The organism is Falcatimonas sp. MSJ-15 (assembly GCF_018918265.1).
Lineage (GTDB): Bacteria > Bacillota > Clostridia > Lachnospirales > Lachnospiraceae > Falcatimonas.
On sequence record NZ_JAHLQC010000001.1, the window covers coordinates 1 to 24,416 of the forward strand.

Annotated in this window: 16 protein-coding genes, 1 tRNA gene, 1 rRNA gene and 1 pseudogene; 17 read left to right on the top strand and 2 right to left on the bottom strand. The window is 32.4% G+C overall.

The features are described 5' to 3' along the window. From KQI85_RS00005 to KQI85_RS00020, 4 genes are all read left to right on the top strand, one after another. Positions 1-119 (top strand): 23S ribosomal RNA (locus tag KQI85_RS00005); the annotation flags it as partial. A gap of 83 nt (positions 120-202) precedes the next feature. Further along, a tRNA-Trp gene (locus KQI85_RS00010) sits at positions 203-275 on the top strand. Between the two features lie 462 nt (positions 276-737). Beyond that, on the top strand, positions 738-2,543 hold the full coding sequence (locus KQI85_RS00015) for a serine hydrolase (RefSeq protein ID WP_216573993.1): 1,806 nt from the start codon (positions 738-740) through the stop codon (positions 2,541-2,543). 23 nt (positions 2,544-2,566) lie between these two features. Beyond that, positions 2,567-5,311, top strand: coding sequence for an ATP-dependent DNA helicase (locus tag KQI85_RS00020; RefSeq protein ID WP_216573994.1), 2,745 nt, complete (start codon positions 2,567-2,569; stop codon positions 5,309-5,311). A gap of 83 nt (positions 5,312-5,394) precedes the next feature. On the opposite strand, the gene KQI85_RS00025 is transcribed toward KQI85_RS00020, so the two are convergent. Continuing rightward, positions 5,395-6,273, bottom strand: a complete 879-nt coding sequence (locus tag KQI85_RS00025) for a LysR family transcriptional regulator (RefSeq protein ID WP_216573995.1) — start codon at positions 6,271-6,273, stop codon at positions 5,395-5,397. Positions 6,274-6,558: 285 nt separating this feature from the next. On the opposite strand from KQI85_RS00025, the gene KQI85_RS00030 reads away from it, so the two are divergent. The 4 genes from KQI85_RS00030 (at position 6,559) to KQI85_RS00045 (ending at position 13,347) form a co-directional block, all read left to right on the top strand. Next, positions 6,559-7,482 carry a M14 family metallopeptidase gene (locus KQI85_RS00030; RefSeq protein ID WP_216573996.1) on the top strand — a complete coding sequence of 308 codons (924 nt, stop codon included), beginning with the start codon at positions 6,559-6,561 and terminating at the stop codon, positions 7,480-7,482. Next, a complete protein-coding gene (locus KQI85_RS00035) occupies positions 7,479-8,414 on the top strand; it encodes a M14 family metallopeptidase (protein WP_216573997.1) in 936 nt (311 codons plus the stop codon). Before KQI85_RS00030 ends, KQI85_RS00035 begins: the two co-directional genes overlap by 4 nt. Before the next feature lie 299 nt (positions 8,415-8,713). Further along, on the top strand, positions 8,714-12,463 hold the full coding sequence (locus KQI85_RS00040) for a phosphoribosylformylglycinamidine synthase (protein WP_216573998.1): 3,750 nt from the start codon (positions 8,714-8,716) through the stop codon (positions 12,461-12,463). Between the two features lie 329 nt (positions 12,464-12,792). Further along, positions 12,793-13,347, top strand: a complete 555-nt coding sequence (locus KQI85_RS00045; RefSeq protein WP_216573999.1) for an energy-coupled thiamine transporter ThiT — start codon at positions 12,793-12,795, stop codon at positions 13,345-13,347. Between the two features lie 173 nt (positions 13,348-13,520). Here KQI85_RS00045 and KQI85_RS00050 read toward each other — a convergent pair whose 3' ends face one another. After that, positions 13,521-14,387, bottom strand: coding sequence for a DegV family protein (locus KQI85_RS00050; RefSeq protein ID WP_216574000.1), 867 nt, complete (start codon positions 14,385-14,387; stop codon positions 13,521-13,523). Between the two features lie 573 nt (positions 14,388-14,960). Here KQI85_RS00050 and KQI85_RS16775 point away from each other — a divergent pair. The 9 genes and pseudogenes from KQI85_RS16775 to KQI85_RS00090 form a co-directional block, all read left to right on the top strand. Beyond that, positions 14,961-15,080, top strand: a pseudogene (locus tag KQI85_RS16775) (hypothetical protein); the annotation flags it as partial. A gap of 765 nt (positions 15,081-15,845) precedes the next feature. Further along, positions 15,846-17,009, top strand: coding sequence for a galactokinase (locus KQI85_RS16410; protein WP_253293697.1), 1,164 nt, complete (start codon positions 15,846-15,848; stop codon positions 17,007-17,009). Positions 17,010-17,103: 94 nt separating this feature from the next. After that, positions 17,104-18,093, top strand: a complete 990-nt coding sequence (gene galE, locus KQI85_RS00060) for a UDP-glucose 4-epimerase GalE (RefSeq protein ID WP_216574002.1) — start codon at positions 17,104-17,106, stop codon at positions 18,091-18,093. A 24-nt stretch (positions 18,094-18,117) separates the two neighbouring features. Beyond that, positions 18,118-19,614 carry a UDP-glucose--hexose-1-phosphate uridylyltransferase gene (galT, locus tag KQI85_RS00065; RefSeq protein WP_216574003.1) on the top strand — a complete coding sequence of 499 codons (1,497 nt, stop codon included), beginning with the start codon at positions 18,118-18,120 and terminating at the stop codon, positions 19,612-19,614. A 141-nt stretch (positions 19,615-19,755) separates the two neighbouring features. Then, positions 19,756-21,132 (top strand): condensation domain-containing protein, encoded by a 1,377-nt coding sequence (locus tag KQI85_RS00070; RefSeq protein WP_216574004.1) that lies wholly within the window; start codon positions 19,756-19,758, stop codon positions 21,130-21,132. A 2-nt stretch (positions 21,133-21,134) separates the two neighbouring features. Beyond that, positions 21,135-22,883 (top strand): long-chain fatty acid--CoA ligase, encoded by a 1,749-nt coding sequence (locus KQI85_RS00075; RefSeq protein ID WP_216574005.1) that lies wholly within the window; start codon positions 21,135-21,137, stop codon positions 22,881-22,883. Further along, positions 22,873-23,100, top strand: a complete 228-nt coding sequence (locus KQI85_RS00080) for an acyl carrier protein (protein ID WP_216574006.1) — start codon at positions 22,873-22,875, stop codon at positions 23,098-23,100. The genes KQI85_RS00075 and KQI85_RS00080 overlap by 11 nt, the downstream gene beginning before the upstream one ends. Continuing rightward, positions 23,090-23,716 (top strand): 4'-phosphopantetheinyl transferase superfamily protein, encoded by a 627-nt coding sequence (locus tag KQI85_RS00085; RefSeq protein ID WP_216574007.1) that lies wholly within the window; start codon positions 23,090-23,092, stop codon positions 23,714-23,716. Before KQI85_RS00080 ends, KQI85_RS00085 begins: the two co-directional genes overlap by 11 nt. Then, complete coding sequence (locus KQI85_RS00090; protein WP_216574008.1) at positions 23,694-24,398, top strand: ABC transporter ATP-binding protein; 705 nt, start codon at positions 23,694-23,696, stop codon at positions 24,396-24,398. The genes KQI85_RS00085 and KQI85_RS00090 overlap by 23 nt, the downstream gene beginning before the upstream one ends. Positions 24,399-24,416 lie beyond the last annotated feature (18 nt).

A 24,416-nucleotide genomic window follows, 5' to 3' on the forward strand; every position in this document is an offset into this window, starting at 1 on the left:
TGAGATATCCCAAGCGCAAGCTGTAAGACCCCTTGAAGACGACAAGGTAGATAGGACAAAGGTGGAAGCGTGGTAACACGTGCAGCTGATTGTTACTAATAGGTCGAGGACTTAACCAAGAAAAGAGGTTAACCTCAGAAAAAGGATTCTAAAAGATATAATTTCAGCGTGTAGTTTTGAGTTTACAATATATAAACTCCATAGGGGTGTAGTTCAGTTGGTAGAGCGTTGGTCTCCAAAACCAAATGTCGTGGGTTCGAGTCCTACCGCCCCTGTTATAAAGATTCAGTTGTTAGCTGAGTCTTTTTTTTATGCTTTTGATTAATGTATGTTTTTAGTAAGAATATAGTAATATTAATAGATGCATGTTATGCGCTTTATAAGTTGCAAAATTTGGAAAAATAAGTTAGAGATTACATATCTAGAGTATGATATAATAAATGAAAAAGGTTGATAATATTAATAATACAGTTAAAGATACTAATGATTATATATAAAAGATATAGCGGTATTATTAAAAAACGAAAAAGTTATAAATTGGTGTTGAAAACTCATAGGTCCATCTATGGCTTTCAACAGATAGATGAGCCTATGAGTTGAAAGCCATAAATGAGCTATGAGTTGAAAGCCATATAGATTTTTTATATATTAATATAAGAGAAAAAAGTAAATGTAACTTGAAAAAATGAAGTTTAAAGTGCTAGATAAGAGATATAAAAAAATAAGGGGGTTATAATATGGATATAAAAATACAGTTAAAAACAGTTGATTGGATCGGTAAATTAATGATAGGGAATATAGATAGGTTGAACGTGAATAAATATTTGCCACAAAAACCTATATTTGAAAAAAGTGAAAATGAATCAAATTTAGATAGTAATGCATTTGACGTTGTTGTGCCAGAAAAGGTTGGTATTCGTTCTGAATATATTGAACAATTTTTAGTAGAGTTATCTAAAAATAGAGATATTGATGTGCATGAAGTAATGATATTAAAAGATGGAAAAATAATTGTTAATACAGCATTTGCACCATATAGAACTTCTATAAAACATATATCCCATTCTATGTGTAAGAGTATTGTATCATTGGCATTAGGATGCTTGATTGATGATGGAAAGATTGATTTGCAAGAAAAAATTGTTGATATATTAAAGCAGAGTACGAATGTTTTTAATAGTGCCAGAATGCGTAGTATAACAGTTGAAAATTTATTGACGATGTCAACAGGAGTTAATTTTAATGAGGCGGGTTCAATTGTTGAGAATGATTGGCTTGCTGCATATTTTGATTCAGCTGTTACATTTGAACCTGGAACTAAGTTTGCATACAACAGTATGAATACTTATGTGTTAGGACGTATAATAGAGGTGAAGACAGGTAAAGATTTATTTGATTATATACAGGAACGTTTGCTAAATCCATTAGAAATATATGATTGGTATTGGGAAAGATGTCCACAACAGCATTTGAAAGCTGGATGGGGATTGTCATTTAAGATTGAAGATATGGCAAAAATTGGTCAGATGTGTCTTGATAAGGGTGTATGGAAAGGGAAAAGAATTATTAGTGAAGCTTGGATAGAAGAGTTAGCTAAAAAGAAAATAGATACATTAAAAGAACAAAATGAATATGGTTATTCTTATTATACATGGATAGGAAAAAGTGAAGGATCATATATATTTAATGGAATGTTAGGACAGAATATGGTCATTATTCCTAAGAATAATATGGTTGTTATAACAACAGCAGGAAGTCCACGACTTTTTCCTAATAGTGAAATTATGTGTTGTATAGAAAAGTATTTTATGGATAGTCAGAAGTTTGTAGAAAGTGGTTTAACTGACAATCCTATGCAATATAGAAGATTATGTAATGTAATGGATAATCTGGAATTTAACTGTGATTATAATGAGATTAGAACAAGACAGATATATCATGGAGGGTGGAAAAGAAAAGGGCATGAACGTATAAGAAAATCCGGGATTGACAGAAAAAAAGAGTTTGAGTTTATTAGCAATAGGTATTCATTAAAAAGCAATAATGTTGGTATTATGCCATTATTTATACAGTGTCTTCATAATAATTATGAAAATGGGATAAACGAGATGGCATTTGAAATGCAAGAGGATATTTTGATTATGAAGGTATCAACAAGTAAAGAAGTGCATGAGATACCATTAGGAATTAACAGATATGTATATAGCCAATATGCTCTAAATGAGGAAATATATGAGATTGCTTCTAAATGTAACATAGTAGATGCATATATGGGAATAATTGTTATGGATATAAAAATTGTATTTGTTGAAACAACAAATACAAGAACTATAAGATGTATATTTAGAAATGATTCAGTTAAGTTGGAATTTAATGAATTGCCGGAGATTGGAAAGATTATAGATGGTGTCTCTGATATGATGAATATTCCAATAAGGGACATTAATGTCAACCCATTAACAGCATTAAATGAGATAGAATTTACAAAATATAAAATAGAGAACGTATTGAATCCAAAAATCCAGGCAAGTGTTGTGGAATAGAAAGTTAAGTTGAAGGTAATAAAATGTTTGTAATAAAGAATAATAAGATTAGGATATCGGTTAGGAGTCTTGTAGAATTTTTATGCCGTAAAGGTGACATTGATACAAGATATTCATATTCTGCACAGGATAAGGATGCTATGTTAAAAGGTACCAAAATGCATAAAAAGATACAAAGATCTATGGGTGCTGAATATGATAGTGAGGTTTTATTGCGTTTAAGTATTTTTATTAATGTTGGCGATAGTATCGTTAGTAATGATATTATTAATGATGTTATTGATGTTAGAAACATTAGTAGCGACAGTATTAATGGTAGAGATATTAGTAGTGATAGTATTACTGATAGAGGTATTAGTAGAGATATTAATAGTGATGGTATTAATGGTAGAGATATTAGTAATGATAGTATTAATGGTAGTGTCACTAATAGTGGTGATATAAAACAGGAAAATACTAGTATTATGAATGATAATGCTACAACAGTATATACAAAAGTATATTGTGATGAGATAGACTCTATTTCTAATGAAGAGGACGAAGATAATGTCTATGAGATTATAATCGAAGGCAGAGCTGATGGAATAATGCGTGAGGGAGAGATTGATGTCGTTGATGAGATAAAGAGTACTTATAAAGATTTGAGATATATTATAGAACCTGATGAGGTTCATCTGGCACAGGCAAAATGTTATGCTTATATGCTCGCAATAAAAAATGATGCAAGGCAGACTGCAGTAACTATGACGTATTGTAACCTGGATGATGAATCTATAAAACGTTTTAGATATGATTATGATATGGCTGATCTGACGCAATGGTTTAATAAGTTGATGTTAGATTTAAAACAGTGGATTAGTTTACAGATAATATCTGAAAAAATAAGAGATATGAGTTTGGAAAAACTAGAGTTTCCTTTTGAGTATCGTGAGGGACAACGTAAATTAGTAGTGAGCGTATATAGGAGTATAAGTGATAAGAAAAAAATATTTTTACAGGCTCCTACAGGAGTTGGGAAGACTATGTCAACTATTTTTCCGGCTTTGAAAAGTATGGGGGAAGGAAAATTTAAGAAGTTATTTTATCTAACAGCCAAAACGATAACAAGAACAGTTGCTATTGAGGCTTTTAGAATCTTAAGGGATAATGGCTCTAAAGTTAGAAGTATTATTCTTACAGCTAAGGATAAGATATGCTTTTGTGAGAAGAAAAATTGTAATCCGGTTGATTGTGAGTATGCCAAGGGGCATTATGACAGAGTTAATTCGGCTGTATATGATATGATAATGCATGAATATATAATTACAAGAGAAGTTATTGAAAAATATTCGAGAAGTTATTGTGTATGTCCATTTGAGATGAGTTTAGATGCTTCTTATTGGTGCGATGCTATAGTATGTGATTATAATTATGTTTTTGATCCTAATGCTCATTTAAAACGTTTTTTTGATGATGCTTCTCATAATGTAGAAAATTATGTATATCTAATTGATGAAGCACATAATCTGGTTGAACGTGGTAGAGATATGTTCAGTGCAAGAATTGTCAAGGAAGATATTATGCAGGCAGCAAAGATGATAAAAAATATTGATAGGCGATTATCAAATGCACTTGCAAAATGTAATAAAAACTTGCTTGAATTAAAAAGAGAATGTAGTGATTTTGAAGTTATACAAAGCTGTAGTGCGTTATCTATATCTTTGTTAAGATTGCAAAGCGAGTTCGAGAGATTTGTTGAGGAGTATAGAGATTTTTCTGAAAGTGATTTTTTACAAGAACTATACTTTAATATAAGACATTTTAATAATATGTCAGAGAATGTTGATGAGAATTATGTAATATATACAGCATATGATATTGATGGACAATTTTACATAAAATTATTTTGTATAAATCCATCTGTGAATTTATCTAATGTGATTGAAGGAAGTGCCGGAACAGTATTTTTTTCAGCGACATTATTACCTGTGAATTATTATAAAAGTCTGTTAAGTGTTACTTCGGACGAGGATTATGCAATATATACAGAATCGCCATTTTTGCAAAGTAATAGAATGATAGTGGCATCAAGAGATGTGACGTCTAGGTATGTAAGGAGAAATACAGCTGAATATAGAAAGATAATAGAATATATATGCAGAATAACTCTTGCAAAAGAAGGAAATTATATGGTATTTTTTCCATCTTACAAATATCTTAGGGATGTATATTGTGTTATAGAAGATATTATTCAGAATGAAAGCACAATGGAGATTGCTAACATGCTGTTAAATATTGAGTTTATATTACAGGATATAGATATGAGCGAGAGTGAAAGAGAGAATTTTTTAAATAAGTTTTTAAATGTAAGAGAGACTGAAGGAATAGAGAATAGTGATAAAAAGTCATTTGTAGGAATGTGTGTGCTTGGCGGAGTTTTTTCAGAAGGAATAGATCTTACAGAGGATGCACTTATTGGTGCTATTATTGTTGGAACTGGTCTTCCAATGGTATGTGATGAAAGAGAGATAGTAAAGAATTATTATAATAAAAGAAATAATCAAGGTTATGAATATGCATATATATATCCTGGGATTAATAAAGTGCTTCAAGCTGCGGGGCGAGTTATAAGAACAGACAAAGATAGAGGTATTATTGCATTGTTGGATAATAGAATATTAGAACATACATACGATTACTTGATACCACGTGAATGGAATGATATGTATATGGTTAATGTGAATAATATAGAAGGACTTGTGAAAGAATTTTGGGATACTCAAAAATAAGATTTAATACAATGTAAAGTTTGTATTGTAGAGTAAGAGCCATACAAACTTTACATTGTTAATATATGTTAGTATAAAACGTATTATAGCGAATCAATGAATTTTTTAGTAGATTGAGATACTGGAAGATTCTCATTGAAGGCAACTACGAGTTGTCTTTGAGGTAAGACTTCGTCTGTATTTACAATGAATAGATCATCTGGCATCTCAGGAATACAAAAATCGGGAAGAAATGCAACACCAAGTCCAATTCGTGCGAGATCTATTAATAAGTCGTTGCTTGAAAGTTCTATTTCGGGAACGAGATCAAGCTGGCGCTGTTGAAATATGTTATGAAGAAACTCGCTTGTTGTACTTCTTCTGTCAAGCATAAGAATTGGGTAACTGCAGAGACTTTTTAAAGTCATTGTCTTGTTCTCAAGTTCAGGATAATAGTTCTTGCTGGCAAGAAAAAGATCGTGGAATTCTTTAATAACTCTTATGTTATTAACGTTGCTAAGTCCGGAATTAGGATAGTTAGTAATTATAAGATCTACTTGTCCACCTTCAAGAAGTTTAGCACAGTTAATTGAACTTTGATTAGTTACTTTGATGTGGACGTTTGGATATTGTTTGTGAAAGTTATTAAGATATGGCACAAGAAAATATCTGCATATTGTGTCACTTGCACCGATTCTTAATTGACCTCCGTTGAGAGAATTAGATTCTATAATCTGTGTTTCTCCACGTTTAATCAAATTGATCGCAGGTTCTATATGTTTTAATAAAATTTCACCTTCAGGTGTGAGAGAAACTTTTTTAGTGCTTCTTATAAAAAGATGCTGGTTTAATTTTTTTTCTAATACTTTTACTGACTGGCTGACTGCTGATTGTGAGATGTATAATTGCTTGGAAGCTTCAGAGAAACTCAGTGTTGTAGCAACGTAGTAAAAAACTTTGTACAATTCATAATTAATATCCATGATATTAGTCCTCCTTATAATTATATAAGTATAATAACATAATAAAAAACTTATTGCAAGGTGATGGTTGTTTATCTTAAAAAACACTGTAAATAGTAGTAGATTTTTTTAAGATGTTATGATATATATGAAGAGAAATAGCATAAATTCACTTTGAATAAGTAAGAATTGTATTGCATAAAAGGCATATAGCTTTAATGTGTCAGATGCGAAAGTTAGAGTGATATGCATATTTGATAATGTATAATTTAGATATTAATGTTTTTATAATAAGGAGTGTTTACTGTGCTTGAAGATATAGTTACAGTTGATCTGCCGGTTGATGAGCAGGTCGCTATAAAACGACAGAGAATTGAAAATGGTAATAGAGATAAGAGAATTGCAATAGTGACAGGTATACAGGGAGATGAGCTTGATGGACAATATATCTGTTACAAACTTATAAAAAAACTTAAAGAAAATATAAAAGATGTGAATGGAATTGTTGATGTATATCCTGCAATTAATCCACTTGGTATTGATTCTATAACAAGAGGAATTCCTATGTTTGACCTTGATATGAACAGAGTATTTCCAGGATATAGTGATGGTGCAATGGCGGAATATGTAGCAGCTTCGATTGTTAAAGATATTTCAGGAAGTGATATATGTATTGATTTACATTCTTCTAATGAATTTATAAAAGAGTTTCCTCAGGTTAGAATAGCTGAGAATAATAAGAGCCTTATTCCATATGCTAAATTGTTGAATACAGATTTTATATGGATATATGAATCAGCGACAGTTCTTAAAGCTACACTTGCATATAGTCTTAATCAGATTGGTGTTCCAACGCTTGCACTTGAGATGGGAATTGGTAATAGAATTAATAGAGAATATTGTGATCAGATTTTGAGTGGAATATTCAATCTTATGAATGAGATGGGAATATGGAATTGTGAGACAAGAATACCTAAAGAACCTATGCTTTCCACAGAGGGTGAAGTTGAGGTTATACATTCTAAGCATTCAGGAATATTTATACATGGTGAAGCTAAGATGGGACTAGTGCGAAAAGGTGATCATATTGGTGATATAGTTAATCCTGCAATGGGTGAGATATTAGAGTCAGTATATGCTCCTTTTGATGGAACAATGTTCTCATTAAGGGAACATCCTGTTGTATATCAGGGAGCTGTGATTGCACGAATAATGGGAGATAAAAAATGATAAAAGAGGAATTATTTAATCTAAAAGCAGTATATAGAGATGATTTTAAAATTAATGGTTATAAATTTGGTAAAGGTGAAAAGTCATGTTGTATAGTTGGTGCAAGTAGAGGTAATGAACATCAACAGCTTTTTATTTGTTCGCAGCTTATAAAAGAACTTAAAGAACTTGAAGAGAGAGGACAGATTAACAGTAATCAGGAGATAATGGTTATTCCATCAGTTAATCATTATTCGATGAATGTTGGAAAGAGATTCTGGGCTGTTGATGATACAGATATTAATAGAAAGTTTCCAGGAGATTTTCATGGAGAGACTACAGATATCATAGCATCATCTATATTTGAAAAGATGAAAGGATACAGTTATGGCATACAATTTACATCATTTTATATGCCTGGTGATTTTATACCACATGTAAGGATGATGGAAACTGGTAAGCAGAGTACAAGTCTTGCGAATCTGTTTGGTCTGCCTTATGTTGTAGTTAGAAAACCAAAGCCACTTGATACAGGAACGCTTAATTATAATTGGCAGCTTAATAATACTAATGCTTTTTCAATATATACTAATTCGACAGATCAGGTTGATGAAAAATCAGCTAAACAGGCAGTTGCATCAGTTCTTAGATTTCTTACAAGAATGGGGATAATTAAGTATAATAGTCATTCTGGATATATAGCAACAGTTATAGCTGAAGATGAGTTAATGCCTGTTAAGACGAGGGTATCAGGTTTTTATAGAAGACATAAAGAGCCTGGGGATTTTGTTGCCAGAGGTGATGTGATTGCAGATATAATAGATCCGTATGAAGGAGAAGTTATAACTCAGATTCTTGCACCGACTGAAGGAATAATATTTTTTGCACATACAGCACCTATGGTTATGGAGAATGCAGTTATATATAAGATTATAAGAAGGCTTCATGAGTAGTCTATGCGTTGATTCGTAAGAGATTTATGAATATAAAAACGTTAAAATATGGAAATATAAGCGTTAAAATATGGAAATATAAACGTTAAAATGTTGATGTGAAAACGCTAAAATATGTATATAAGAACGTTAAAATGTTGATAAAAAAACATTAAAAGGGTTATGAGCACAGTAGATAAAATATATTTATCAACTGTGCTTATTAATTATATTAAATATATTAATTGTACTAATGATAAACTTTGTGATATTATAGACTCAGTAAAAAAGTGAGATTGGCTATAATCAGGAGGTTAGCAATGAGTAAGGTTAAGAGAGTTTTTGTAGAGAAAAAACCCGCTTTTGCAGTTAAAGCAAAAGAATTACATGAAGAGATAGAAGGATATCTTGGGATAAAGACAGTAACTAATGTCAGAGTGCTAATAAGATATGACATTGAGAATATAAGTGAAGAGACATATAAAGAATCATTAACAACAATTTTTAGTGAAGCACCTGTTGATTATTTATATGAAGAAGATTTTGTAAAGAATAAAGAAGATTTTGTATTTGCAGTTGAATATCTTCCAGGACAGTTTGATCAGAGAGCAGATTCAGCAGTTCAGTGTGTGAGATTCTTGAATGAAGATGAGAATCCTGTAATCAAGACAGCTACAGTGTATGTAATAGAAGGAAGCGTAACAGAGGAAGAAGCAGCAAGTATTAAGAGTTTTTGTATTAACCCTGTTGATTCAAGAGAGGCAGCTACAGATAAGCCTGAGACTCTTGTAACAGAATTTGAAGAGCCTGCAGATGTTATTATTTTTGATGGATTTAAAGACATGGCAGAAGATAAACTTAAAGAATTATATTCATCACTTAATCTTGCTATGACTTTTAAAGATTTCTTACATATTCAGAATTATTTTAAGAATGATGAGAAGAGAGATCCATCAATGACAGAGATTAGAGTTCTTGATACTTATTGGTCTGATCATTGTCGTCATACAACATTCTCAACAGAACTTAAGGATGTTAAGTTTAAAGATGGTTTCTATAAAGAAGTAATGGAAAGCACATATGATAAGTATCTTGCAGACAGAAAAGCAATCTTTGGAGATAGAGAAGATAAATTCGTATGTCTTATGGATCTTGCATTAATGGCAATGAGAAAACTTAAAAAAGAAGGAAAACTTGCAGACCAGGAAGAATCTGATGAGATTAATGCATGTTCAATCGTAGTTCCAGTTGAAATTGATGGAAAGACAGAAGAATGGCTTGTTAACTTTAAGAATGAGACACATAACCATCCTACAGAGATTGAACCATTTGGTGGTGCAGCAACATGTCTTGGTGGTGCAATAAGAGATCCATTGTCAGGTCGTACTTATGTATATCAGGCTATGCGTATAACAGGTGCAGCAGATCCTACAGGTCCTATCTCTGAGACATTACATGGTAAGCTTCCACAGAAAAAACTTGTAACAGGTGCAGCAGCAGGATATAGTTCATACGGTAACCAGATTGGTCTTGCAACAGGTTATGTTAAGGAGATATATCATCCAGATTATGTAGCAAAGAGAATGGAAATCGGTGCAGTTATGGGTGCAGCTCCAAGACGTGCAGTAATAAGAGAAACTTCTGATCCAGGTGATATCATTATCTTATTAGGTGGAAGAACAGGACGTGACGGCTGTGGCGGTGCTACAGGTTCATCAAAAGTACATACAGAGACTTCAATTGAGACATGTGGTGCTGAAGTTCAAAAAGGTAATGCCCCTACAGAGAGAAAGATCCAGAGACTTTTCAGAAGAGAAGAAGTTAGTAAGTTAATTAAAAAATGTAATGATTTTGGTGCCGGTGGTGTATCAGTTGCTATTGGTGAACTTGCAGATGGATTGAGAGTATCACTTGATAAAGTACCTAAGAAATATGCAGGTCTTGACGGAACTGAGATTGCAATCTCAGAATCACAGGAGAGAATGGCAGTAGTTATCGATCCTAAAGATGTAGCAGAATTCATGAAATATGCAAGAGAAGAGAATCTTGAAGCTGTAGAAGTTGCAGTTGTAACTGAAGATCCAAGACTTGTTCTTGAATGGAGAGGTAAAGAAATTGTTAACATAAAGAGAGCTTTCCTTGATACTAACGGAGCTCATCAGGAGACATCAGTACTTGTTGATATACCTGAAGAAAAAGAAAACGTATTCAAAAAAGAAGCTGTTAATGATGTGAAAGCAAAATGGTTAGAAACTTTATCTGATCTTAATGTGTGTTCACAGAAAGGTCTTGTTGAGAGATTTGATGGTTCAATTGGAGCTGGTTCAGTGTATATGCCATATGGTGGTAAATATCAGCTTACAGAAGTACAGACAATGGTTGCAAAACTTCCAGTACTTAAAGGTAAGTGTGATACTGTAACAATGATGAGTTACGGATTTGATCCATATCTTTCAAAATGGAGTCCATATCATGGAGCAATGTATGCTGTAACAGATTCAGTAGCTAAGATTGTAGCAGCAGGTGGAGATTATTCAAAGATTAGATTTACTTTCCAGGAATACTTTAGAAGAATGACAGAAGATCCTTCAAGATGGAGTCAGCCATTTGCAGCATTACTTGGTGCTTATGAAGCACAGCTTGGATTTGGTCTTCCATCAATTGGTGGTAAAGATAGTATGTCAGGAACATTCAATGATATTGATGTACCACCTACACTTGTATCTTTTGCTGTTGATGTTGCGAAAGAAGGAGATATAATTACTCCTGAACTTAAAAAAGCCGGTAACAAACTTGTTAAATTTGCAATAGAGAAAGATAAGTATGATCTTCCTGTATTTGAGAGTATTAAGAAGTTATATGCATATATTCATGAGCTTATTCAGAATAAGACAATCGTGTCTGCGTATGTACTTGATGGAAAGGGATTAGTTCCTGCATTATCAAAGATGGCTTTTGGTAATAAGATGGGATTTGTAATCGATACAGAGAATGTTAAGAGTGATGATTTATTTGCTCCAGAATATGGTTGTATTGTATGTGAAGTTACAGATACTGCTAATATTAATGTAGATTATACATATATTGGTGAAGTTACAGAAAAGCCTGAATTTGTATATGGTGATGTTGTTATAACTGTTGATGATGCATTAAAAGTATGGAAAGAAAAACTTGAAAAGGTATTCCCTACAAAAGCAGTTAAAGAAGTAACTCCTATTGAAACAAAATTATACAATACAGATAATGTATATGTATGTAAACATAAAGTTGCAAGACCTACAGTATTTATTCCTGTATTCCCAGGAACAAACTGTGAATATGATAGCTCAAAAGCTTTTGAAAGAGCTGGTGCTGATGTAATAGTAAAAGTATTTAATAACCTTGATGCAAATGGAATCAGAGAATCTGTTGACGAATTTGAAAAAGCAATTAATAAAGCACAGATTATTATGTTCCCAGGTGGATTCTCAGCTGGTGATGAACCAGATGGTTCAGCAAAATTCTTTGCAACAGCATTTAGAAATGAGAAGATGAAAGAAGCTGTTCATAGATTATTAAATGAGCGTGATGGACTTGCACTTGGTATCTGTAATGGTTTCCAGGCACTTATTAAACTTGGACTTGTACCAAATGGTGAGATTGTAGGTCAGACAGCAGATGCACCAACACTTACATTTAATACTATTAACCGTCATATATCAAAGATGGTATATACAAAAGTTGTTACTAATAAGTCTCCATGGTTACAGGAAGCTGAACTTGGTAAAGTATATTGTAATCCTGCTTCACATGGTGAAGGACGTTTTGTAGCACCAAAAGAATGGTTAGATAGATTATTTGAAAATGGACAGGTTGCTACACAGTATTGTGATCCAGAAGGTAATATCTCAATGGATGAAGAATGGAATGTTAATGGTTCATATATGGCTATTGAAGGTATTACAAGTCCAGATGGAAGATGTCTTGGTAAGATGGCGCATTCAGAGAGACGTGGCGAGAGTGTTGCAATTAATATCTATGGAGAACAGGATCTTAAGATCTTTGAGTCTGGTGTTAAATATTTTAAATAATTAATATGTTTTAAGATATATTGTGATACAGGATGTTGTCTTGTAAGAATGATAGATTTGGCTAGTGAAATGAATATATGAATTAAGTTAAAATAACTTATATATAAGATTGCTAATAAACCGATTCCTAAAAGTTAGAATTAAACTCTAATGATTAGGAGTCGGTTTTTGGTATTATTATATTAATCAAAATGTATGTTGTTATATAATTGTAATATATACTTGACAATAAATGGAAAATATAATTAAATAATATTTAAATCCGGTGAAGTGATAGAATATTAAAGAATAAATATCAGAGAATAGATGCCGGAATGGGAGGAATTAGGATGCAGAATAAAAAAGAATTTACAGTAAAAAAACTTGTATTTTCAGCAGTGGCAATAGCACTTGCAACAGCACTTTCTTTTGTTAAGTTTGCTGACTTACCATACGGTGGTTCAATAACACTATTTAGTATGTTTTTTGTAGCAGTAGTAGGATACTGGTATGGCGCAAAGATTGGAATTGCTGCAGGTATAGCTTATGGTTTGTTACAATTATTATTTGGAGCATACGTTGTACATCCGGTACAGTTATTACTTGATTATCCTCTTGCGTTTGGAGCTTTAGGATTATCAGGATTGTTTACAAATAAGAAAAATGGGCTTGTTGCAGGATATGCAGTGGGTGTAGCAGGAAGATTTGTAATGCATTCAATATCAGGTTTTATATTTTTTACTGAATATACAAGTGTTATGAGTGAGAATCTTGCAGCTATATGGGCATCATTCTTATATAATCTGTCTTATATATTGCCAGAGATGTTAGTTACAATTGTATTATTGCTTATACCAGCTGTTAAGAATGCAATGAATCAGGTTAAGAAGATGGCTGTTGAATAACATATGAGTTCTAGAAATATATCATTATCAAATAATTAGAATTATAGTGATAACTTGGATACAATAAGTGTATCAGTAAGATTGAAGACATAAATAAAGCATATATTCTCATAAAATAAAGTATGAGAATATATGCTTTTATTAGTATATTATTTAGTGGGTTATTTAGTATGTTATCTTTTTTCACCAAGGAAGAAAAGAGCAATGATTGACGAACCGGTATGTGCACCTACAGTAGGGCAGATAATATTATTAATTACTTTGCATCCAAAACGTTCTTTGATAAGTTTTTCGACATAAGCTGCATCTTCTTCGCAGTCACCACGACCAAGAAATACAACATCATTTTCATCTTTGAACTTTCCCATACGTTCAGCCATATTATCAACAAGTGTTTCAAGTGATTTTTTTCTTCCTCGAACTTTAGCAATAGGAATAAGGCGGCCTTCATTATCACAGTGAAGAACAGGCTTTATGTTAGCAAGTGTACCAAGAAATGCTGCTGTCTTAGATACACGACCACCACGATATAAATCATTTAAATTAGAAACAGTGAATTGATGACATGAATAAGGAATATAATCATATACAGCTTTCTCGATCTCATCCATTGTCTTTCCTTGTTTTTTTAATTCGCATGCACGGTATACAAGCTGGCCTTCACCCATTGATGCAGAGAGTGAATCAATTACAACAATTTTGTGTTCAGGATATTCTTCCATTAAGTTAGATGCTGCAATAGAAGCATTGTTATAGCTGCTACTGAGTGCTGAGGAGAAAGCAATATGAAGAATATCATAACCTTCATCTAAGAATTTTTTGAACTGATTATAATCTTCTTCGGGATTACTTGCCATAGTTGTAGGTTTGGCACCTTCGTCCATCTTATGATAGAAATCAATAGAATCCATTGTCTGTTCTTTACCATAGATAACATTGTCAAGACTGTAATAAAGAACATGGATATCTACATTGTTGTCAATGAGGTATTCTGAAGGAAGGTCACAAGTTGTGTCTGATGAAATTATAAATTTATTCATATTAAGGAACTCCTTTTTGTATTAGTGTTAAGTATAACGTTATATCGGCTTTGAATATAATATATCAAATCAAAGTTAATATGAACGATAGAATCAAAGATATATGCGTATCACAAAAAGTAATAATCATATAATTGACTGAATTCATAATAACAATGAATTGATAATAATACAACTTAAAAAATGTTAATTTAAGAAAAATTAAGATATAGAAGTGAGTGAGACATGAATTATGTTTTAGCTAGGATGGGAAAGATATAGTATGATACAGATAAGTAATTGTGAAGTAGAATATGAATTATGTTTTAGTTAAGTTAAGGAAGATATAGTGTGATACAGATAAGTGGTTGTGAAGTAAAACATAAAAAATGTTTCAAATTGTATAATATGTATAAAAAAATATTGACAGATAAGTGTTTTGTGGTAAAATGGAACTAACATAAAAAATGTATAGAAACATAAAAAATGTTTTTATGCCATATACAGTTTGGAGGTGGCTGGTTGGATAAAGACAGATATACACTTGATGATGAACAGAAGCTGATTCTTATCGGCAAGGCATTATCTTCAGAGATGAAGATAGAGATAATACGATTACTTAAAAAACAGAATATGAGTATTAATGACATAGCGAAGAAGACAGGTGCACCAGCGTCAAGTACAGCTCTTAATATTAAGGCATTAGAAGAAGCAGGTATTGTAAAGACAGAGCTTGTAAAAGCAAATCGAGGTACAGTTAAGATATGTAGTCTTAATATGGATGAGATTAATATTACATTTGATATGCCAGAAGAAGCGAATGAGACAGATGTTATAGATATGCCAATTGGTAATTTTGTAGATTATAAAGCGATTCCTACATGTGGAATTGTTAATGAAAAAGGCAATATTGATGAAGAAGATGAACCAAGATGTTTTTATAGTCCATTAAGAGCAACGGCAAAGCTTATATGGACAGCAGATGGCTATTTTGAATATAGATTTCCAAATCATTATATTCAGAATAAAGAAGTAAAAGCAATAGAGATATCAGCAGAGCTTTGTTCAGAGGCAAAAGATTACAATATGGATTATCCGTCAGATATAACACTGTGGGTGAATGGAATTGATGCAGGAACATGGGAATGTCCATCTGATTATGGTGGCAGGAGAGGAAAGCTTAATCCAGAATGGTGGCCTGATAAGAATACACAATATGGTAAGCTTAAGACGTGGTCAATTAGTGAAGATGGAACATATCTGGATTATAAACGTGTTAACGAATATCCCATAGGAAGATATGGCATTAAAGATAATGATTATATATCTGTGAGGATTGGAATAAAGGACGATGCGAAACATCATGGAGGAATCAATCTGTTTGGCGATGCATTTGGAGATTATAAGCAGAATATCAGCATGAAGTTTATATACAAGAGTAAGAGCAGTAAAGACGCAGATAAAAAAAGGAGAAATAGAATGAAAGAAAGATTAGTAGAAAAATTTTATGAAGTATTTGGCAGAGATGGTGAAGCAAAATCATATTTTGCACCAGGCCGTGTTAATCTTATTGGTGAACATACGGATTATAATGGTGGACATGTATTTCCATGTGCTTTAACAATTGGAACATATCTTATTGCAAGAAAGAGAAATGATAATAAGTTAAGATTTTTCTCAGAGAATTTTGAAAGTCTTGGAGTTATAGAGAGCAGCCTTTCAGAGCTTGTATATTCAAAAGAGGCTAATTGGACTAATTATCCAAAGGGCGTAATGTGGGCATTTGGAAAAAAAGGATATGCTGTTAATGAAGGTTTTGATATTCTTCTTTTTGGTAATATTCCTAATGGTTCAGGACTCTCATCATCAGCATCAGTTGAAGTTGCGACAGCAGTAATGTTAAAAGATATGTTAGGTTATGATATTGATATGGTTAATGTATCTTTGATATGTCAGTTCGCAGAGAACAAATTCAATGGTGTTAACTGTGGAATTATGGATCAGTTTGCGATTGCAATGGGTAAAAAAGATAATGCAATATTCCTTGATACAAGTGATCTGTCATATGAATATGCACCAATAGTTCTTGATGGAATGAAAGTGGTAATTGCATGTTCTAACAAAAAAAGAGGACTTGGTGATTCAAAGTATAATGAGAGAAGAAGTGAATGTGAGACAGCTCTTGAAGAGATTAGAAAAGTTAAAGATATAAAGTCACTTGGAGAACTTACTAATGAAGAGTTTGAATCAGTAAAAGATGCAATTAAAGATCCTGTAAGAATTAAAAGAGCAAGACATGCAGTATATGAGAACCAGAGAACAATAGAAGCAGTTAAAGCATTAAAAGCTAATGATATAGAAAGATTTGGTAAACTTATGATAGCTTCACATGAGTCATTAAGAGATGACTATGAAGTTACAGGCAAAGAATTAGATACGCTTGTAGATGCAGCATTAAAAATTTATGGTGTAATTGGTTCTAGAATGACAGGAGCTGGATTTGGTGGCTGTACTGTAAGTATTGTAAAAGAAGAAGCAGTTGATGATTTTATAGAAAAAGTTGGTAAAGAGTATCTTAATACAATTGGATATGCAGCAGATTTTTATGTAGTTGACATAGGTGATGGTGCAGGACTACTATAATGTAGGAAACTTCAAAAAATTTGACAGCTATAAACAGTGAGAGTATCATATATATGGTGATACAGAATATTTTATTAACAAGGAGGATATAAATATGACAGTATTAGTATTAGGAGGAGCCGGATATATCGGTTCACACACAGTATATGCTTTAATTGAAAAAGGTGAAGATGTAGTAATTGTAGATAATCTTGAAACAGGACATATTGAGGCAGTGCATCCAAAAGCAAGATTTTACAAAGGTGATATAAGAGACAGAGCTTTTATAGACAGTGTATTTGAAAAAGAAAAAATAGATGCAGTAATTCATTTTGCAGCTAATTCACTTGTTGGTGAAAGTATGGTTAATCCATTAAAATATTATGATAATAACTTATGTGGAACAAAAGTACTTCTTGAGAGTATGATAGCACATGATATTAAGAAGATTGTATTCTCATCAACAGCTGCAACTTATGGAGAACCAGAGAGAGTGCCAATTGTTGAAACAGATCGTACAGAACCAACTAATACATATGGTGAGACAAAGCTTTCAATGGAAAAGATGTTTAAATGGACAGACAGAGCACATGGATTAAAATATGTTTCATTAAGATACTTCAACGCATGTGGTGCACATGAAAGTGGTGAGATTGGTGAAGCTCATACAACTGAGACACATCTTATTCCTCTTATCTTACAGGTACCACTTCATCAGAGAGAAGCTATCAATATCTTTGGTACAGATTATAATACTAAAGATGGTACATGTATAAGAGATTATATTCATGTAACAGACCTTGCACAGGCACATATTCTTGCAGTAAAATATCTTATGGAAGGCAATGACAGTAATATCTTCAACCTTGGTAATGGAGTTGGATTCACTGTAAAAGAAGTTATTGAAACAGCAAGAAAAGTAACTGGAGATCCTATTAAAGCAGTTGAATGTGAGAGAAGAGCAGGAGATCCTGCACAGCTTATCGCATCAAGTGAAAAAGCAAGAAAAGTACTTGGATGGAATCCTGAACATGCAGATCTTGAAGAGATAATAGCATCAGCATGGAAATGGCATAAGACACATCCACATGGCTATGCAAAATAAGATGCCGGAGGTCTTAAAAAGAATATGGTATATGACAGTATAAAAAAACTCGTTACTTATGGGCTTGAAAGTGGGCTCATAAGTAAGGATGATGTAATATATACAACAAATATGCTTCTTGATCTGCTAGATCTTGATGAGTATGAAGAACCAATAGAAGAATATAGTAATGTAGATCTTGAGAGTACGTTAAAAGAACTTTTAGATTATGCAGTTGCAGAAAATATAATAGAAGACAGTGTTGTATACAGAGATTTGTTTGATACAAAACTTATGAATACAATGGTAAAAAGACCATCAGAAGTAATAAGAGAATTCAAAGAATTATATGAAGTATCACCTAAGATGGCAACTGATTTTTACTACAAATTCAGTCAGGATACAGATTATATAAGAAGATATAGAGTAAAAAAAGATTTGAAATGGGTTACTAAGACACCTTATGGTGATATAGATATCACGATTAATCTGTCAAAACCTGAAAAAGATCCAAAAGCAATAGCTGCAGCAAGAAATGCCAAACAGGCAGGATATCCAAAGTGTCTGCTTTGTAAACAGAATGAAGGATATAGAGGAAGAGTTAATCATCCGGCGAGAGAAAATCATAGAATAATTCCAATAAGAATTAATGATTCAGACTGGGGATTTCAATATTCGCCTTATGTATATTACAATGAACATTGCATAGTATTTAATGGTGAGCATACACCAATGAAGATAGAGAAGAATACATTTGTAAAACTTTTTGATTTTATCAAATTATTCCCACATTATTTTCTTGGATCTAATGCAGATTTACCAATTGTTGGTGGTTCAATACTTACACATGACCATTTTCAGGGTGGTAATTATGAATTTGCAATGGCAAAAGCACCAGTGCTTAAAGAATTTGTAATAAAAGGATATGAAGATGTTAAAGTTGGCATTGTAAAATGGCCATTATCTGTTATAAGAACAAGCTGTAGAGATGAAAAACGCCTTATAGAACTTGGAGCGTATATTCTTGAAAAGTGGCGGGAATATACAGATGAAGATGCATATATATATGCATATACAGATAATGAACCACATAATACAATAACACCAATTGCAAGAAAACGTGGAGATATGTATGAACTTGATTTGGCACTTCGTAATAATATAACAACTAAAGAGTGTCCGATGGGATTATATCATCCACATAATGAACTTCATCATATAAAAAAGGAAAATATTGGACTTATAGAAGTTATGGGTCTTGCAGTTCTTCCAAGTCGATTAAAAGAAGAAATGGAGATATTAAAAGACTATATTGTTAACAAAAAAGATATAGAATCCAATGAAAAAATTGCAAAACATGCTGAATGGGTATATGAATTTTCTAAGAAGTATGATAGTATAAATTCAGAAAATGTGGAATCAATTTTACGTGAGGAGATTGGATTGGTATTCCTTAAAGTATTAGAGGATGCAGGCGTATTCAAACAGACAGAGGAAGGAATTAGAGCTTTTACAAGATTTATAGAATCTTTGAATAACTAATTATAGAATGTCAGTAGAGTATCTGCTGCGAAATATTAAGTATTCCGCAGCAGGTACTTTTTTAGTGCATAAATTTCAATAATTCAAAATATATTAAAAGAGAATATTAAAATATGAGGAAAATAAAGAGGAGAAGTAGGAATGAACAAAGAATTACTAGACATTACGTCATCGCAAAAAGTTAATCTGTATGCACAGATATTTTCAATAAAAAAATGCGTGACTAATGTTGCAACATCTGTGGTGCTTGACAGACATTTTGATTATGAGATGTTAAAAAAAGCAATAGTTATGGCTGTTAACAGGTGTGAAGCAATGCGACTTAGATTTGTTAGAAAAAAAGGAAAGATAAAGCAGTATTTCATTGAACATGACGAACCAGAGATTGGAATATGGGATTTTTATGGAATGACAGAAGAAAAGAGAGATAGAATAATATTTAAAGATGCTTCTAAAAAGCATAAATTGTTTGGAAAAAGACAGTTTAGAATCTATATTTATAGAGATATAGATGGCTTTGAAGGAATATATATGAATGTAAATCATATGATACAGGATTCATCAGGCATTATGATATTTTTTAAAGACATACTTGATATATATGATGCACTTGCGACAGGAAATGATATGCCAAAGCCTATGTCATCATATAAAAGCATAATTATAAAAGAGTTACAGTATGAGAATTCAAAACAGCAGGAAAAAGATTATGAATTCTGGAAGGAATATTGGGAAAAAGGAGAACCGATATTCACTGGAATTGATGGAAAGAAAAGACTTTTATTAGAACAAAAAAAGAAAAAGAATAATAATTACAGAGCAGCGTCAATATTGTCTTTGCTACATCCGGATACAGCAAGATGGATGCAGTATGCAGATGAAGATAAAACAGCAAAGTGGATGCAATTTTGCATAGATAATAATATATCATTTCAGTGCCTGGTGCTACTTGCAGTAAGATGTCATCTTAGTGCAGCTAATGATAGAGAAGAAGATGTAACTGTTAATCTTACAGCAGCAAGAAGAGCCACACTTACAGAGAAAAAATGTGGTGGTTCAAGAGTGCATTTTTTTCCATTTCGAACTATCTTTTCAGAAGAGAAGGCAGCGATAGATGTGCTTAAGAACATAAAAGATGAACAGGCTGTATGCTTTAGACATTGTGAGCTTAATCCACTTGAGATAAGAAATATACGAGTGCCAATGTACAATATAACATCATCAGTTGCGTATGAAGATATATCTGTAACATATCAGCCATTACATATTGAACTTAATGGAACGAAAGCAAGGACGAGATGGCATCATAATGGAGCATCCTCTAATCCTATGTACCTTACAATTATGAATAATGAAGAAAAAGGTCTTGATTTTTATTATGAATATCTTAAGTACAGATTTGATGAACAGACGGTTAGAAGATTAGCATTAAATATTGAAAATACAATGGATATGGTAGTAGATAATAAACAACTGACAATAGGAGAGATACTTGATATATTACAAGGGGAGAGCTGATAATGGAAAAAAATAGATTTAACGATCTTACGATGCGAAAAGAGATACTCAGTTATGGACCGGTTGGTAATCTTAGAGATATAGTTGATAGCTGTGCCAATATGTATGGCAATAATATACTTTTTAGTGAGAAAAAGGATGGTATTATTATGTCATACGGAGCATTAAAACTTAAAGAAGATGTAGAAGCACTTGGAACAAAACTTATTGAGATGGGGATGAAAGATAGTCATATAGCAATTATTGGAGAAAACTCATATAACTGGGTAGTGTCTTTTTTTGCTGTAGCAGCCGGTTGTGGTGTTGCTGTACCAATAGATAAAGAACTTCCGGATGAAGAGATAATAAGGATGTTAAATAAAGGAGATGTAGATGCGGTATTGTGTTCGAATACATACATACCTGTTATGATAAAACACTTTAAAGAGGTCAATAAGCTAAAGTGGGTTATAGGATTTGACAAAATTCCTGAAAAGGAAGGGTTCTACAATATAAAAACATTGATTAAAGATGGAAGAAAACTTGTGCGAAAAAAGAACCGGGATTATATTGATGCAGTTATAGATAATGATGCATTGGCTGTTCTTATATTCACATCAGGAACAACAGGAGCGAACAAAGGTGTTATGCTGTCACATAAGAATCTTGCAACAACAGTTAATATAGTTGTACATGATATTGTAATTGGTGAGACTGCAATGTCAATTTTGCCACTTCATCATACATATGAGTTAGGGTGCACGTTGCTTGGTGGAATGTATCTTGGAACAAGAATATATTTTAATGATAGTCTTAAATATCTTATGAGTAATATGGAATTATATAGACCACAGGTTATGTGTATGGTACCACTCTTTCTTGAGACTATATATAAAGGAATATGGCAGGAGAGTGAGAGACTTGAACTAAAACGTTATCTAAAACAAGGATTATTAGTAAGCAGATGTCTTAGCAAAGTTGGAATTGATGTAAGGCGTAAATTCTTCAAGCCAGTCCTTGCAAAGTTTGGTGGAAGAGTAGAACGAATAATATGTGGAGGAGCACCGATAAGAGAAGACATAGCAAGAGGACTTAGTGAATTTGGAATAAATATTACTAATGGATTTGGAATTACTGAATGTGCACCACTTATTGCAATTAATCAAAATGTAGCAAAAGATCCAAAAACAGTTGGAAAAGCTGTATATGGTGTAGACGTAAGAATAGATGAAGCTGATAGCACAGGATGTGGCGAGATTGTAGTAAAAGGCGATAATGTAATGATTGGATATTATAAAGACGAAGAATCTACAAAGATGTCTTTTACTAAGGATGGATATTTTAAAACTGGTGATTATGGAATGATTGATAGAAACGGAAGAATAACTATTACCGGAAGAAAGAAGAATCTTATAATTCTTGAAAATGGTAAAAATGTATATCCTGAAGAGATTGAAAATGAGATACTTACATCAGTTCCATATGTTAAAGAGGTAATTGTATATGCAGAGAATGCCGGTGCAGATGAAAGAGGTATAATAGCTGCAAAAATGGTATTTGATCAGGAATACATAAGTCAGAATGATATTAATGATGCTGATATGCTTATACATGAAGATATTAAGAGAGTTAATAAAAAGTTACCATCATATAAGCATATACATCATATAGATATAAGCCAGAATGAATTTGTAAAGACAACAACAAGAAAAATAAAACGAAAAGCATCGCTTGAAGCTGATAGAAAGGAAGAAGTAAAGAATGTTGGATAGAATTAAACAGGTAATACTTGAATATGTGGAGATTGAAGAATCAAAGATCAATGAAGATACTAATCTTATTGAAGATTTGGGACTTAATTCCTATGATCTTATGAGTCTTGCAGGGGCTATGGAAGAAGAATTTGACATAGAGATCTCAGATAGAGATGTTACTAATATTGTAACTGTAGGTGATCTGATGGAGTATATTGAAGAACATGATTATTAAATCTAAAATATGTGTTGTAAAACATGCAAGAAGAGCTAATGTCACAAGAAGTGAATATCATGAGATGCAAAGAAAAATTGCAAGAGATATATTACAGAGGGAACTTTTAGAATATGGTATTGATTACAGTAACGAAGAAATACTTACAAACAGCTATGGAAAACCATATTTTGCAGTGCATAAAGATGTTCATTATAATGTCAGTAATTGTAACGGAGCAGTTGCAGTATGCATATCTAGAAGTGAAATAGGAATTGATATAGAAGATATCAAATTATTCAGGTTAGGTGTGGCAGATAGAATATGTACTGTTGACGAGAAAAAATATATAGTTAGTAAGGATTGCTCTAATGAAAGTTTTTTTAGAATATGGACATTAAAAGAAGCATATATGAAAGCTATAGGAATGGGTTTTGCTTATTCACCACAGAAAGTATCTTTTGAAATTGATAATAATAATATAAAAATGGTCTCTGAAAATGAGCAAAATGCGACTATAAGACAGATTAAGTTAACAGGAGGATATATACTTAGTTATTGCAGCCTTAATAATAGTGACGAAGAACTTATGATAGAAGTGATAGGAGGAAACTATGGAGAGTTTTATAAGTTTTAATGAAGTCTATAAGAGATATAAGATGGGAGAAGTTATAATAACAGCAGCTAATGGAGTGACTTTTAATGTTGAAAAAGGAGAATTTGCAATAGTAGTAGGAAGCAGTGGTGCAGGTAAGACAACTGTACTTAATATACTAGGCGGCATAGATAAGAGTGATGGTGGCAGTTTTTATGTAGACGGAAAAGAGATTAGTTCATTGTCAGAGAAAGAACTTATTGCATATAGAAGACATGATATAGGATTTGTATTTCAATTCTATAACCTTGTTCCTAATCTTACAGCAAGAGAGAATGTAGAATTGTCATCACAGATATGTGATAATCCTATGCCGGTGGAAGAAGCACTAAAGGCAGTTGGACTTGAAGATAGAATGGATAATTTCCCATCGCAGTTATCTGGAGGAGAGCAGCAAAGAGTATCTATAGCAAGAGCACTTGCAAAGAGACCGAAGTTATTATTGTGTGATGAGCCAACAGGTGCGCTTGATTACAATACAGGTAAGAAAGTATTAAAACTTTTGCAGGATACATGTAAGAAGGAAGGAATGACAGTTGTACTTATTACGCATAACTCAATGATAACACCAATGGCAGACAGAGTAATAAGGATGCGTAATAGTAAAGTTGAAAGTATAGAGATAAATGATAATCCATTGCCTGTTGACGAGATTGAATGGTAATTAAATAGGAAGGGCAGA